This window comes from Arthrobacter oryzae (assembly GCF_030812315.1).
In the GTDB taxonomy this organism is placed as follows: domain Bacteria; phylum Actinomycetota; class Actinomycetes; order Actinomycetales; family Micrococcaceae; genus Arthrobacter; species Arthrobacter oryzae_B.
The window spans coordinates 159,198-174,538 of the sequence record NZ_JAUSSM010000005.1; the positions used below are offsets into that span (position 1 = coordinate 159,198).

8 protein-coding genes are annotated in these 15,341 nt (G+C 67.1%); all 8 read left to right on the forward strand.

Annotation, left to right across the window (positions count from 1 at the left end; translation table 11 throughout):
• Window positions 1–15: 15 nt before the first annotated feature.
• Genes J2S97_RS11830 through J2S97_RS11865 form a run of 8 tightly spaced genes read left to right on the forward strand, consistent with a single transcriptional unit; the run spans window position 16 to window position 15,338 of the window.
• Entirely contained in the window at window positions 16–1,347 is a 1,332-nt protein-coding gene (locus J2S97_RS11830; protein ID WP_307049594.1) for a DUF58 domain-containing protein, read from the forward strand.
• The gene (locus J2S97_RS11835) at window positions 1,344–3,881 is read left to right on the forward strand and encodes a transglutaminase family protein (protein WP_307049597.1); all 2,538 of its coding nucleotides are present in this window, start codon (window positions 1,344–1,346) and stop codon (window positions 3,879–3,881) included. The genes J2S97_RS11830 and J2S97_RS11835 overlap by 4 nt, the downstream gene beginning before the upstream one ends.
• On the forward strand, window positions 3,878–5,530 hold the full coding sequence (locus tag J2S97_RS11840) for an RDD family protein (protein WP_307049599.1): 1,653 nt from the start codon (window positions 3,878–3,880) through the stop codon (window positions 5,528–5,530). Before J2S97_RS11835 ends, J2S97_RS11840 begins: the two co-directional genes overlap by 4 nt.
• Window positions 5,527–6,522 (forward strand): PP2C family protein-serine/threonine phosphatase, encoded by a 996-nt coding sequence (locus J2S97_RS11845; protein ID WP_307049601.1) that lies wholly within the window; start codon window positions 5,527–5,529, stop codon window positions 6,520–6,522. The genes J2S97_RS11840 and J2S97_RS11845 overlap by 4 nt, the downstream gene beginning before the upstream one ends.
• The gene (locus tag J2S97_RS11850) at window positions 6,509–8,368 is read left to right on the forward strand and encodes an FHA domain-containing protein (RefSeq protein ID WP_307049603.1); all 1,860 of its coding nucleotides are present in this window, start codon (window positions 6,509–6,511) and stop codon (window positions 8,366–8,368) included. Before J2S97_RS11845 ends, J2S97_RS11850 begins: the two co-directional genes overlap by 14 nt.
• Window positions 8,365–10,110: a serine/threonine-protein kinase gene (locus J2S97_RS11855; protein ID WP_307049605.1), complete on the forward strand. Its 1,746-nt coding sequence runs from the start codon at window positions 8,365–8,367 to the stop codon at window positions 10,108–10,110. Before J2S97_RS11850 ends, J2S97_RS11855 begins: the two co-directional genes overlap by 4 nt.
• A gap of 45 nt (window positions 10,111–10,155) precedes the next feature.
• Window positions 10,156–10,860: a hypothetical protein gene (locus J2S97_RS11860; protein ID WP_307049607.1), complete on the forward strand. Its 705-nt coding sequence runs from the start codon at window positions 10,156–10,158 to the stop codon at window positions 10,858–10,860.
• Window positions 10,857–15,338, forward strand: coding sequence for an FtsK/SpoIIIE domain-containing protein (locus J2S97_RS11865; RefSeq protein WP_307049609.1), 4,482 nt, complete (start codon window positions 10,857–10,859; stop codon window positions 15,336–15,338). The genes J2S97_RS11860 and J2S97_RS11865 overlap by 4 nt, the downstream gene beginning before the upstream one ends.
• The last annotated feature ends 3 nt before the right edge of the window (window positions 15,339–15,341 follow it).

A 15,341-nucleotide genomic window follows, 5' to 3' on the forward strand; every position in this document is an offset into this window, starting at 1 on the left:
AACAAAGGCACAGATATGTCCAGCAGCACTCCGTTGACCCGGCTTGCTGAACGCCTGAAGAGGCGGTTTTCCAGTGACGGGGCGGCGTCCCGGCTGCACCCGGCCGCCATGTGGTCCGAAGCCGTCAGCACGGCCGGCCTCGCACTTGCACCCGTCTGGTCCAACGTCCGCGGTCTCTGGCTGAAGTACGCCTGGCCGGTGCTCTCGGTGGTGAGCGTCCTGGGCTGGTCCGTCCTGGCCGCTTCCATTCTGCTGTGGAGCGTCGGCCAGGCCTACGGCTGGCAGGAGGCGAAGGCCGCCGCGGTGGCAGCCTTCGTCCTGTTTGTCCTCGCCGTCGGCTTCATCCTGGGCCGCTCCTCCTATGGTGTGGTGCTGGACCTGGCCAGGACCAGGGTGGCAGTAGGGGACAGCGCCGTCGGTAGCATCGCGGTGTCCAACACCTCCACGCGCCCCCTCCTGCCGGCCGCACTGGAGCTCCCCGTGGGGGCCGCAACTGCCGTCTTTCACCTGCCGCGGATGAAACCGCAGCAGGTCCACGAGGACCTGTTCACTATTCCCACGGCCCGGCGCGCGGTGATCATGGTGGGTCCGGTGCGGTCGGTCCGCGCCGACCCCCTTCACCTGTTGCGGCGCCAAGTGCTGTGGACTGAGCCGGAAGACCTCTACGTACACCCTCGAACGGTTGCCCTGGCCGGTTCCGCCGCCGGTTTCATCCGCGATCTTGAGGGCATGCCCACCACGGACCTGTCCAGTGCGGATGTGTCGTTCCACGCCCTCCGCGACTACGTGCCGGGCGACGACCGCCGCCACATCCACTGGAAAACCACAGCCCGGACCAACAAGCTTATGGTGCGGCAGTTCGAAGAGACCCGCCGCGCGCACCTTGCCATCTCGCTCTCCATCAACACGGACGAGTACGAGTCCGAGCAGGAATTCGAGTTGGCCATTTCCGCCGCCGCGTCCATCGGGCGCCAGGCAATCCGCGAGCAGCGCGAACTCGATGTGCTCACCCAGAAGGGGCCCCTCCGGTGCGAAACGGGCCGGAACATGCTCGACGACATGACCCGGATCGTGGGTTCACCGATGCGGAAGACCGCCGTCGACCTTGCCCGGACGCTAGCCGACACCATCCCGAATGCTTCGGTGGTCTTCTTCGTTGTGGGCAGCCGGGTCACTCCCGCCCAGCTTCGCTCGGCCGCTGCCTCGGTGGCGCCGGGAGTGCGCAGCCTCGCCGTCCGCCTCCAGACGGGCGCAGCGCCCGCGCGTGCCAACATTGCGGACCTGACAGTCCTGACGCTGGGAGACCTGTCCGACCTCGCCATCATCCTCAGGAAGGCGGCTGCATGAGCTCCGCGCCCGCTTTCCGACCGCGCAGGCAGCCCGCCCAGCCACAGCCCTCCGTCTTCAGCGACGGGCAGCCCGCCTGGCATTTTGCGCTCGACGCCGGTGCTCTGGTTGTCCTGCTGGGGCTGGGGGTCCTCGGGTTTAGCCTCAGCTTCGGCGGCGACCCCTACTATCTGATTGCCGGATTCGGCGGGATCCTGCTCGGGCTTGGAATTGCAGCAGCCAACGCACACTTCAGGCTGGGGACGCTGATCACCGCGGCCGCCACGCTCGGCTCGTACCTGGTCCTGGGCACCCTGCTGGCAGTGCCGGACGCGGCCATCGCCGGTTTTGTTCCCACGCTGGAGTCGCTGCGGACCCTCCTGCTCGGCGTCGTCTTTTCCTGGAAGGACATGCTGACGGTTGGTGTTCCGGTGGGAACCGCCGGGGGGATGCTCATAGTCCCTTTCCTCAGCGCGCTCATCACGGCGCTGTCCGCAGGGCTGATGACGTGGCGGTTGAAGAGCCCTTACTGGCCACTCCTGCCCGTCCTGGTGTTGTTCGTCACCGGTATCGCGTTCAGCACCAACGCCGGCTTCCTCAATGTGGAGCGCGGAATTTCGCTGACGGTGGTGGCGGTGGCCTGGGCTACCTTCCGCCGGGACGCGCACCGGCGCCGCGACACGCGCAAGGTGTCCGTGAACCGGCCGGAGTCGGACGCGGCCACCACGCGCCGCGCCAGGGTTCGCCGGCTGGGATCCACCGCCGGAGTCATAGCTGCCTGCGTTGCCATCACCGCTGTGGCTTCGCCGCTGGTTACCGCCAGTGATGACAGGACGGTCCTTCGCAACACGATCGTTCCGCCGTTCGACCCGAAGGACTACATCACCCCCTTGGCGAGCTTCCGCAACTTCGTCAAAGACAAGAAGGACGACAATCTTTTCGTCGTGAAGGGGCTGCCACGGGACGGACGAGTCAGGCTTGCGGCGCTGGACGCCTTCAACGGCACCAACTACAACATGGACCCGGACAGCTCCGGTAACTTCAGCAAGGTGGGGGACGCGAAGTCCCTCAACACCCTGGCCGGTTCCGACGGAATTGTACCCAGCAACGATTACACGCTGGATATCACCATTGAGGATTACCAGGGGTACTTCCTGCCCGGTGGCCGCCGCACCACTGGAATCAGTTTCACCGGGGACTCTTCCGGAGCCGCGTCCGGTCTGTACTTCAACTCCGGGACGGACACCGCGGTTACCACCAAGGGCCTCGCGAAGGGCGATGCGTACAGCGTCCAGGTATCCGATCCCGCAAAACTCGAACATGGCCAGCTGACGCAGTACGACTTCGCCAAGGTGGCTCTGCCGGACGCCGCGGAAGTACCGCCCGTGGTCGGTTCGCAGGCCAATGACCTGTCCGCAGATGCTCCCACGGCAATCGACCGGGTCCGGCAGATCGAGGCCCACTTCCAGAAGAAGGGGGCGTTCAGCAACGGCCTGATCGACGACGGCCAGCTGCCGAGCGTGTCCGGGCACGGTTCGGCACGCATCCGCAGCCTCCTGACTGCCAAGCAGATGCTGGGTGACGACGAGCAGTACGCCGTGGCGATGTCGCTGATGCTGCGGCACCTGGGTATCCCGTCGCGGGTAGTGATGGGTTTCTACCCTGATCCGAAGAGCCCTGAGAACGGTGCCGGAGAAGTGAAGATCACCGGCAAGGACGTCCACGCCTGGGTAGAGGTGGCCTTCGACCGTGTCGGCTGGGTGTCCTTCGACCCCACTCCGCCCAAGGACAACGTCCCGATTCCGCCGGACCCGGAGAACAAGTCCAAGCCCAAGCCCCAGGTCCTGCAGCCGCCGCCCCCGCCGCAGGAGCCGGCCGACCTGCCGCCGGACTCCTCCCCGGACGCGCTGGACGCGGACCAGAAGAAGAACAATCCGTGGCTGTTCTGGGGGCCCATCCTCACCGCAATCGGCATTGCCCTGATCCCCATCGGAACCCTGGCGCTGCCGCTGCTGCTCATCGCGCTGCTCAAGAGCCGGCGCCGCAAGGCCCGTTTCTCTGACGGACATCCGGCCCAACGGGTTGGCGGCGGCTGGAACGAAGTAGTCAGCCTCGCAACAGACATGGGTGCCGCCGTGGACACCCGCGCAACACGACGGGAGTCCGCCGTCGTCCTTGGCGAGGCATTCCCCGGAACGGCGGGCACCACCACGCTGCTGGCGCACCGTGCCGATGCTTCCATTTTCGGTGCCGGCCAGCCCAGCGAAACAGAGGTCCAGGAGTACTGGACCATCGTGGACGGCTCGCTGAAGGAAATGACCGCCACCGTGGGTTTCTGGGGACGGCAAGCTGCCCGTTTCTCGCCGCGTTCCCTCCTGTCGGACGGCAGGACCGCACTCAAGCTGAAGGGCCTCCGGCCTGTCCGGACGGCAAAACCGGAACCCGCGGGTAGGGTGGATGGCGGTCCGGCACCGTCGGGCCCTGCCGCGTCCGCGACGGACGATGAACAGACCGTGCTACGGCGCGATTTGAGAGAGAACCGCAACGAACCATGATGCACGACCCTGAGCGCTGCCAGCGCTGCCAGCAGCTGATACGTCCCGGAGCGACGTTCTGCCCGGCCTGCGGGGCCCCTCTCACTAACAGGGCCGCCCGCAATGTCCGGAACATCGACCACTCGCAGCGGGAGCTGATGGAGCGGTCCGCCGCGCATGGCAGCCCGATTCCCGGTAGTATCCCCGTAGCGCAGGCAGGGGCGGACGCCGCCGCCGACGTACAAGGGGGAGGTACCGGAATGGGTGGCAAGCTGGACTTGATTCCCGCAGCGGCCGGACGGCGCCTGGGCGCCGCCGTGCTCGACTGGGTGGGGCCGGCCGCGTTGCTGGTGGCAATGCTCACCATCGGGTTCACCACCATCACGCGCACCCAGAGCGGCGGCTTCATCATCTACAACACGGGCACGCTGGTGCTGCTGGGCAGCATCGCCGTTGGCATCACCGTGGTTTACATGCTGGTCCAGCTCGGAATCGAAGGACGCACCGGCAACACCATCGGCAACCGGCTCATGGGCATCCGCAGCACCGACCCTGACGGGTACGCCCCTGGCGCCGGGCCCGTTTTCCTGCGGGGCCTCATCACGGGGGCGGGACTCATCCTTTCCGTGGTGGCAGCCGTGCTCGTGGTGGTTTTCAAGTGGTTCGAGGCCGCCCTCTGGATCCTTGTGCCACTGTTGCTGCTCGGCGTCGCCTGGGCGTTCGTAGTGGTGGTTTCCAACTCCTGGGACAAGAACGGCAGGCTCAGGGGCTGGCATGACACCGCGGCCAAGACCCTCGTCTTCGACGTCAACGCCGGACGCAACCCCGTGACAAGCGGCGGCATCCAAGGTCCGTACAGTTTCGCGCCGCTGGACCTTCCGCCTGTGCAGCAGGTGTCCTCCCCGATTGCGGGTGCGGCGGGCAGGCCGGCCCAAGCGATGCCGGCGCAAACCGCGCAAGCACCCACCAATGCCCAGGTCATCAACCCCCAGGTCACCAATGCCCAGGTCATCAACCCCCAGGGCGCTCCGGTCCAGGGCTCCAACCAGCCTGTCGCTGTTCCGCAGCCACCCCTGAACCCGAACCAGTGGCAGCCGCCGGCGACCCCCCAGCCGTGGGCGGCCCCGGCCGCGGCGGCCCCTGTTCCACCGGTGGCGCCTGCCCAAGCGGAGCCCGCCGGGCCTGCCCCCGTCGGGATCCAGCCGGGGCCTGCCCCGATCCAGGGCCCGACGGCGCAGGCACCGACGGCGCAGGCACCCTCGGTTCCGGCGTGGGGCTTCCACCCGGACGACGACCACGACCGCACCCAAATGCGCGGCCAAGCCGCCCCGGCACCGGTTGCCGTGCTGCGGATCCGGCTGGACGACGGCCGTGATTTCCAGCTTGACCGCAGCGTCCTCATCGGGCGTAATCCGCGCGGGCTGCCGGGCGAAGATATCGCGCAGCTGCTGGCAGTCGCCGACCCCGGCCGTTCCATCTCCAAGACCCACCTGCACCTTCTCGAGGACAACGGCGGCGTCTGGGTCACAGACCGCAACTCAACCAACGGCAGCGCCGTCACCACCCCTGACGGCATCCGAACAGCTTTGCAGGCCGGGGAACCCGCCTATGTACGCCCAGGGTCCACCGTGCACTTCGGTGACCGCACCTTCCACCTAGGACAGGCATGAATCCCCAGCCGGCAGCCGCCACCTCCGACACGGGCCGGGAGCCCGGACTCCAATTGAGCTGCGGCTACGGCACCGACCGTGGCCTGCGCCGGGAACTCAATGAGGATTCGTTCATAGCCTCGGATCCGGTGTTCGCGGTCGCGGACGGCATGGGAGGCCACGAAGCGGGCGAGATCGCCAGCGGAATCTGTGTCCGGACGCTTGCCGGGATGCCGCAGCTGGCTAATGGGGAACGGACCGCCACGGCCGACGTCGTCCAGCAGTACCTGGTCAGTGCCGATGAACGCATCCGCACGGCCACCGGCTCGCGGGCCGGGACCACGCTCTCCGGAGTCGTGGTTGTGGAACAAATGGGCGTCCCTTACTGGCTGGTCGTGAACATCGGCGACTCGCGGACCTACCGGCTGAGCCAGGGCGAATTCACGCAGGTCAGCGTTGACCATTCCGAAGTGCAGGAACTTGTGGACGCCGGCGAAATCACCAAGGAGCAGGCAGCAGTACATCCGCGCAGGCACGTGGTGACCCGCGCGCTGGGGACAGGCGACGAGACGGAAGCCGATTACTGGCTGCTGCCCGTCGAGGAAGGCGACCGCATCATGGTCTGCTCGGACGGCCTGAACGCCGAGCTCACGGACGACCATATGTTCCGCATCCTCAGCACGGTGGGCCATCCCCAGGACGCCGTTGACGCCCTCATCCAGGCGGCACTCCGCAGCGGCGGCCGTGACAACGTCACCGTGATCGTTGTGGATGCCAAGAATGTCATGAACGACGCCGGCACGGACACCGCGCCGCGTCCCGCCGTCGAGGACGAGGACACACTGCCGCGCACCGAAGTGCTCGACAGCACCGCGGTAGACACAGAGGAACTTCCCGAGGCTCCCGGTGCCGTAGGGCCCGCGGATGCACCGGACTCTTCAGACCAGGCCCCGGCCGTGGAGGATCCGGATGCCGTCAACGAAGACGAGGACCGCAACGATGGTCTCAAGTAGCTACACGCCGGGAACCTGGCTGGGGGTGGTCCGGTCAGGGACCGCTGTGCTGCTGGCGCCCGCGACACCGCCCGGCCTCGTGGACTCACTGTGGGAGCTTCTGGGCGGCGAGCCCGAGGTCCATGAAGTGTTGCATGCGGTGACCAGTGCTTCCTCCGGCTCCCTGGCTCAGATTCCGTGGTTCGGCATCGTGGAGTTCCGGGATTCCCTGCGCGTGTTCCTTCGGGGTGACATCGAGCTGACAGCCGGGCTTGCCGCAGGACCGGTGGAGCTGAACGGCAGCGACGTGACCACCTGGACCGAACGCCGGCTCAGCGAACCGCAATGGTACAAGGTCACGGTTCCCGGCGACGCTCCCGTTCCCGGCGTCTCGGCCGAGGCGGCCGAACTCCCGCTGCGGGAGGGGGTTGTGCTGATGCAGAGCCTCACTGTGGGACACATTGCCGCTGCCTTGCCGCCGATGCCGGAAACGCCCCGAACGGAAGCGGCCGGACCGGCTGCGGTGCCCGTCGCTGAAGTGTTTGTCGCTGAAGTGCCCGTGGCCAAAGTGCCCGTCGCTGAAGTGTCGGTCGCTGAAGCGCCCGTGGCCGAAGTCCCGGCGGCGGAGGTGCCTGCGGCATCAGTGGAACCCGCGCAAGCGCCGGCGGAGGTTCCGGAACCGGTTCGCGAAGCGCCGGCTGAACACGGTGCGTCGGCCGAGACCGTGATGGGTCTTCCCGACGACCTTGAGTACACGAACGATGGAACGCCCGGCCTGCCGGACGATACGGGCTCGGACAATGCGGCTACGGATGCCCACGGCACGGAGGTTCCCCATACCGTCGCCGGGACCGAGGCGCCGGAGCCGGTTCCCGCAAACGAGCTCACCGGAAGTTACGACCACCTGTGGGACAAGACCGTGATGCGCCGCATTGAGGACGCCGCGGTGCGGGACGAACCCGAGGAGGAGCCCGAGGAGTTGCCCGGGAACCAGCCCGGGAACCGCAGCGGCGAGCAGTCGGACAGCCCGGAGGAATCCGCCGACGGAGGCGATCAGCAGGAAGCAGCCGTGCAGGAACCGTCGCAGGTCCCCGCACAGCCAGCTGTCCCCGGCCCGCCGAGCATGCCGGTCGCGCCCCTGATCCCCGCCCAGCATGGCGGACTGATCGACTCAGTCCCTTGGAACACCAGCGGCGACCAGCCGGCCCGGCCGTCCGTGCCGCCGTCGTTCGTTCCGGAGCCGTCCGCGCAGCCGTCGTCAGCCGAGACGCCCGACTGGCAAAGCCTGTCAGCGGTGCCCCCGGCGCCGGAAGGCGACCACGACGGCGAAACGATCATGAAAAGCGACCTTGGGCTCGGGGTTGCCCCGCAGGCGCCGGCGCCGGCCGTTGCAAACGCCCCGGCGACGGGTCCCATGGTTCTGGCCCGTGTGTGCCCGCAAGGACACGCGAACCCGCCGACGCACTCGCAGTGCGCCGGCTGCGGTCTGGCACTGGGCTCCGACGCCGTGCAGGTACGGCGGCCACGGCTGGGGCGTGTCCGGGTATCCACCGGTGACCTGATCGACCTGGACCAGTCACTCGTGATCGGCCGCCAGCCCTCCGTATCCCGGGTCCAAGGCGGCGGCATGCCGAAGCTCGTCCAGGTGGCCAGTCCCAGCGGCGACATTTCCCGGTCACATGTCGAAATCCGGCTTGAAGGCTGGCACGTGATGCTGTGCGACCTCAAAGCCACCAACGGCACCGTCCTGGTCCGGGAGGGCCAGCCACCCAGGCGCCTTGCCCAGAACGAGATGGCCATCCTTTTAGATGGTGATATTGCAGAACTCGGCGACGACGTCTCGCTGCGGTTCGAGGAGATTCTATGAGTTCCAAGCGGCCCGTTGCCCCGCCGCCCCCGATTCCCGGCTTCACCTACATCAGCCTGCTCGGTTCAGGCGGGTTCTCCGACGTCTACTTATACGAACAGGACAGGCCACGGCGCAAGGTCGCCGTCAAAGTGCTCCTGTCCGACCTGAAGACCGAGGGTGCCCGGCGCCGCTTCGAATCCGAAGCAAACCTTATGGCCCAGCTGTCCTCGCACCCGTACATCGTCACCATCTTCGAAGCCGAAGTTACCAAGGACGGCCATTCCTACCTGGCGATGGAGTACTGCTCCCGGCCCAGCCTGGACGTCCGCTACCGCCGTCAGCGGTTCAGCGTGGACGAAGTCCTTGCCGTCGGGATACAGGTGGCATCCGCCGTCGAGACCGCCCACCGGGCCGGCATCGCCCACCGGGACATCAAACCGGCAAATATCCTGGTCACTGACTACAACCGTCCGGCGTTGACCGACTTCGGCATTTCCGGCACCCTCGGCAGCGACGCGGACGAAGATGCTGGCATGTCGATCCCCTGGTCCCCGCCTGAACAATTCCGGGACGGTCCCGTGGACGGCGTGATGGTGGACGTCTGGGCCCTGGGCGCCACCCTGTACACCCTCCTGGCCGGACGGTCACCGTTCGTCCTTCCGGGTGCCGACAACTCCCAGCGCGAACTGATTTCCCGGATTACCAACTCACCCGTGCCCCGGCTGGGACGCGCTGACGTCCCCGAATCGCTGGAACTGGCGCTCTCCACGGCGATGGCCAAGTCGGCCGCCTCCCGGTACTCCTCGGCCCATGCCTTCGCACTGGCATTGCAGCGGATCCAGGCGGAACTGAACCTGTCGGTCACCCCCTTCGAGGTCCTCGAGGAGGCGCACGCCGACGACAGCCACCCGGACGACGGCTTCGAGGAAACCCGGGTTCGGAGCATCGCCGCTGTGGACCCCGACCAGACCGGGCACGTCCCCACGTTCCCGGCCAGGACACGCCCCGCGGCTCCTTCCGGGTTAACTCCCGTCATACCTTCGGCTCCGCCCGCACCTTCGGGGCCGGTTCCGGGACCCGCCGGTCGTCCGGAGACACAGGATGACTGGGCACAGGGCACCATGCTGCGGGGGAGCCTGGCGGCACGGTCGCAGCCGGGCCCGGGACATGATGCCACCGATGACGCGACCGTCCACCGGGGTTCCCCGGGGCGGCCGGGAAGCTGGCAGGGCGGTCCGGCGGGCCGGGACAACCGTAGCGACGCCGACATCGCCGCCACGGTCAACAGGCCGCAGCCGGTCCATGACGCAACAGCGGAGGCGACCGTTGACCACAGCAAGCGGAACCTCTGGTTGTCGGTGGCGGGCGCTGCCGTACTCGTCGTCGCCGTCGTCGTGGGCATTGTCCTGGGCAATTCAGCGCCGCCCAAGGTGGTGCCCAGCGAAACGGTGAGTAAGCCACCTGCCGACGCGCTGGACAGCGGCACCGTTCCCGACGTCCAAGGCCTTGCCGGGGCGCGTGATGACGGGGGTGGCAATCTGGTCGTCTTCAGGTGGACGAATCCGCAGCCCAAGGATGGCGACACGTACAAGTGGCGGGTTAGGACGGCCCAGTCCGAGGGCACCTATGAGACCACGCTTGCGTGGAATGCCTGGGTTTCCGCCAAGTCCCTGCCCGTCTGCGTGCAGGTCATCATGGTTCGCGCCGACGGTGCCGCGTCACCGGGAGGGCCTGACTCCATTGCTTGCGTTGACTCGTAGCCGGCATATGAAACAAACACTCAGCCGACTAAGGAGGCACGGAAAATGGGGGATCTAGCAGTAGATTTCTGTGGCGAATGGTACGAGCCGTCGGACGAGGACGTCTTCAGCATCGGCCGCGAGGGCGACCTGGAAGTCGACGACAACCCGTATTTGCACCGGCGCTTCCTCCAGATCGCGCGGTACGACGGCATCTGGTGGCTCAGCAACGTCGGCAGCATGCTGTCCGCCACCATTGCGGACGGCACCGGAGGGATGCAGGCCTGGCTATCACCCGGCGCACGGATTCCGCTCGTCTTCAGCCACACCAACGTGATCTTCACCGCCGGTCCCACCACTTACGAGTTTGCCGTTCACCTCAAGACACCCTCCTTCCGGCAGGAGGCCCCCGGAGACGAGAGCGGCGGGGACACGACCATCGGGCCCGTTGTCTTCACCGATTCCCAAAAAGCCCTCATCGTTGCCCTCGCCGAGCCCATGCTTCGGCGCGACGGCACAGGCTTCAGCGCCATCCCGTCGTCGGCCGCGGCCGCCAAGACCCTGGGCTGGGCGCTGACCCGGTTCAACAGAAAGCTGGACAACGTGTGCGACAAACTGGACCGAGTCGGCGTAGCCGGGCTCCGCGGGGGAGGCGGAAAGCTGGCCACCAACCGGCGCGCGCGGCTGGTTGAACACGCTGTTACATCGCACCTGGTGACGGCGGACGACCTGTACCTGATCGAGCAAATGAGGGGGGTCGACGAAGCGTGAAAATCCGACTGACACTGCGCCGGGATCCGGCCGAGGCCAAGGATCTCGCCGTAACCGTTGACGGCCTGGCAACCGTGGCGGACATCGCCACCCAACTGTGGGCCGCCGACCCCGAACGGCGCGGAACCCAGCCGCCGGAGAACCTGTCGCTCTGCATTGATGAGGCGTTCGTGGCCGGCGGAATGCGCGGCAACATCCTCAACCGCTCAGACAACCTGCTGGAATCGGGGCTGAGGCCCGGGTCAATCGTCTCGCTGAAACAGGTGAGTGAGCAGTTTGCGACACCGGGGGCGAACCGGGGACCCGCAGCGGCGACCCTCCGGGTCCTGTCCGGGCCCGACGTTGGGCAGGAATTTTCGCTGCCGACAGGGACCAGCTACATCGGCCGGGACCGGGACGTCGATATCCGCCTCGCGGACCCCATGACGTCCAAGCGGCACGCCCGCATCACGGTGGGGGAAACCGTGGAAATCGTGGACACGAATTCCGCCAACGGGTTGATCATGGACGGGCTGCCCGTCACACGGGCCACGCTGAACTCCTCGGACACGGTGACCCTGGGCGACACGACCATTTCCGTCGTGGGGCTTGGGCACCACGGAGGCGCGCCGACATCGCCGTTGGTGGACTTCAACCGTTCGCCCCGCGTGGTGCCGCGTTTCGCCCCGCCCAAGCGGGTGCTCCCGGCCGGGCCCAAACGCCAGGACCACCACCCGTTCCCCTACATCATGCTGATTGCGCCCCTCATGATGGGCGCAATTTTGTTTGCGGTCACCGGCAACGTGCTATCAGTCCTGTTCATGATGATGATGCCGCTGTTCATCATCGGCCACTACGTCGACCACAAGATGCAAAGCAAGCGTGAACGCAAGGAGCAGCTCAAACAGTTCCGGGAAGCGATGGCGGCGTTCCGCAACGACATCACCGAGCTGCAGCACATCGAGCGGTCCGTACGCCTCCAGGAGGCTCCGTCCGTAAGCGACACCGTCGATTCGATCTACAAGCTGGGACCGTTGCTCTGGACGCACCGGCCCGAGCACAAGGGATTCCTGGGCCTGCGCTTCGGGCTGGGTACGGCGCCGTCGCGCATTTCGTTCGAGGAACCCGGCAACAACGAAACCGAAGTCGAGTACATGCAGGAAATCCAAGCCTGCCTCAAGCAGTTCCGGGACATTGAAGGCGTTCCCATCGTGTCGCAGCTGCGCTCATCGGGCGCCTTCGGGCTCGCAGGTGCCCGCGGCCTTGTGGACGATGTGGCGCGCGGCATGGTGCTGCAGACCGTGGGGCTGCATTCCCCGGCCGAAGTTGTGGTCACGGCGATCACCTCCGCCCAGTCCAGGGAACGTTGGAACTGGCTGCAGTGGCTGCCCCACGTCGGCTCGGGACACAGCCCGCTCGGCGGCGACCACCTCGCGGCCGGACCGGCCGGCGGGTCCTCATTGCTCGCCCGGCTGGAGGACCTCGTTGACCAGCGCGAAGCGGGCGCGCAGTCGCCGCGTCCCGCACCCCGGCCAGGCGTCGACAGCGAGAACGGCGACATCCCCGCCCCCGTCCTGCCGTCCGTGCTGGTCATCGTCGAAGACGATGCACCCGTAGACCGCGGCCGGCTGACACGGCTCGTGGAACGCGGCCCGGACTCGGGCGTCCACGTCATGTGGGTGGCCACCAGCGTGCAGTCGCTCCCGGCAGCGTGCCGTGACTTCATGGTTGTCGACGGCGACCACGGAACCACCACCGGCCAGGTGCGCCTGGGCCGCCACACCTACCCGGTCAGCTGCGAAAGCCTCGACGCCGAACTGGCCGCCCAACTGGCCCGGATGCTGTCCCCGGTGGTGGATGTGGGCAAGCCCGTTGACGACGACTCCGACCTTCCCCGCGCAGTGTCCTACGTGAGCCTTATCGGCAAGGACTTCATGGACAACCCCCAGGCCGTGGCGGACCGCTGGAAAGAGAACAACTCGGTCCGCGCCACCGCCGTCGCCAACCGCAAGGACAACGGCACCCTCCGTGCCCTGGTGGGATCCAAGGGCGTCGAGCCGCTGTACCTCGACCTGAAAAACGAGGGCCCGCACGCGCTGGTGGGTGGCACCACGGGCGCCGGAAAGTCCGAATTCCTGCAGTCCTGGGTCATGGGCATGGCGGCCGCCTACAGCCCGGACCGGGTGAGCTTCCTGTTCGTGGACTACAAGGGCGGTGCCGCCTTTGCCGACTGCCTGCACCTGCCCCACACCGTGGGCCTGGTAACGGACCTCTCGCAGCACCTGGTGCGACGCGCCCTGACCTCCCTCCGGGCGGAACTGCATTACCGGGAACACCTGCTCAACCGGAAGAAGGCCAAGGACCTCCTGGGCCTCCAGCGCGAGGCGGATCCAGAAGCTCCGCCGTACCTCATCATCATCGTGGACGAGTTCGCGGCCCTCGCCACCGAAGTCCCCGAGTTCGTGGACGGTGTGGTGGACGTGGCAGCCCGTGGCCGGTCCCTGGGCCTCCACCTCATCCTTGCCACCCAGCGCCCCGCCGGCGTCATCAAGGACAGCCTGCGCGCCAACACCAACCTGCGGGTGGCTCTCCGCATGGCTGACGAGGAGGACGCCACGGACATCCTCGGCGTCCCCACCGCCGCCTACTTTGACCCCTCGATCCCGGGCCGCGGCGCCGCGAAGACCGGTCCCGGCCGGATCCAAGGCTTCCAGACCGGTTACGCAGGCGGGTGGACGACGGAAAAGCCGCAGCTTCCCCAAATCGACATTGTGGAAATGGCCTTCGGCTCGGGGCCCAGCTGGGCCGCGCCCGCGCCCGAGAAGCCGGTGCGGGAGGAACCTGCCGGACCCAACGACATTGCCCGGATGACGGCCAACATCATTAAGGCCGCCGAGGTGCTTTCCATTGCACCGCCCCGCAAGCCGTGGCTCAACGAGCTGGCCAAGACCTACGATTTCTCCAAGCTGCCCAACCCCAGGACGGACGAACGCCTCCTCCTGGGCGTGGCCGACGACCCGGCCCACCAGGACCAGCCCACCGTCTTCTACGAGCCGGACAAAGATGGCAACATGGCCATCTACGGAACCGGCGGATCGGGCAAGTCTGCCGCATTGCGCGGCATCGCCATCGCTGCGGCAATCACCCCGCGCGGAGGTCCGGTCCATGTCTACGGCATCGACTGCGGATCCTCCGGACTGAAGATGCTCGACGGACTGCCGCACGTGGGCGAGATCATCAACGGCGACGACGTCGAACGCGTGGGCAGGCTGCTGCGGTGGCTGCGCGACGTGGCCGACGACCGCGCCGCCCGCTATTCGGAAGTCCGGGCCTCCACCATCGTGGAATACCGCAAGCTGGCCAACGAACCGGACGAGAAGCGGATCTTCATCCTGGTGGACGGCATGTCCAGCTTCCGCGAAGCGTACGAATACAGCCGGCTGTCCGCGCTGTGGGACATCTTCCTGCAGCTGGCCACGGACGGACGGCCGTTGGGCATCCACCTCGTTGTCAGCGGTGACCGGACCAACTCCGTCCCCGCCTCGCTGCTGGCTTCCATCCAGCGGCGCCTGGTACTGCGGCTCTCCTCCGAGGACGACTACATTTCGCTGGATGTGCCGAAGGACGTCCTGAGCCAGTCGTCGCCCCCGGGCCGCGGCCTGCTGGGTGCACATGAGGTCCAGCTTGCCGTGCTTGGCGGCGACTCGAACCTGGCGCTGCAGGCCCGCGAAGTGCGCAAGCTCAGCGAGGCCATGCTGCGCCAGGGCATGGAGAAGGCACCGCAGATCGAACGGCTGCCCGAGCAGGTGGACCTCGACATCCTCCCGGCGGGAAGCCCGGACCTGCCGGTTATCGGTGTGGACGACGAAACACTCCAGCCGGCCGAGATCATGGCCAAGGGCCCGCTGCTCGTGGCCGGTCCGCCGGGCGCTGGCCGGACGGTAGCCCTGGTTACCATGGCCTACGCCCTGCGCCGGTCCAACCCCGGCACGGAACTGATCTACATCGGCTCCCGCCGGTCCGCCGTGGCGTCGCTGAAGGTATGGAACCGGTCACTCGTGGGTGCTGATGACGTCGAAGAGGCAATTGACGGGCTGGTGGACCACTCCTCGGAGAACCCCGGCAGGCTTGCCATTTTCATCGAGGGTCTCACCGAGTTCACGGACACCGGCGCCGAGTCCGGCATCGAGCGGCTTGTCACCACGTCCATCAAGTCCGATCAGTGGGTGGTGGGGGAGTCTGAGACCTCCACCTGGTCCTCCGCCTGGTCCTTGTCGCAGCCGTTCAAATCGGGCCGGCGGGGACTGCTGATCAACCCCGGCGACATCGAAGGTGACAGTCTCCTCAGCACCTCACTGGGCAAGATCAGTTCAGATTTCATCCCGGGCCGCGGGTACATTGTGGGCCGGGGCAAGGTCCGCAAGCTGCAAATTGCGATGCCCCCTGAGAACCGCAACCAGACCGAACCGGACCTGGGCCGCGTGGGAGCGGCACGGTGAGTG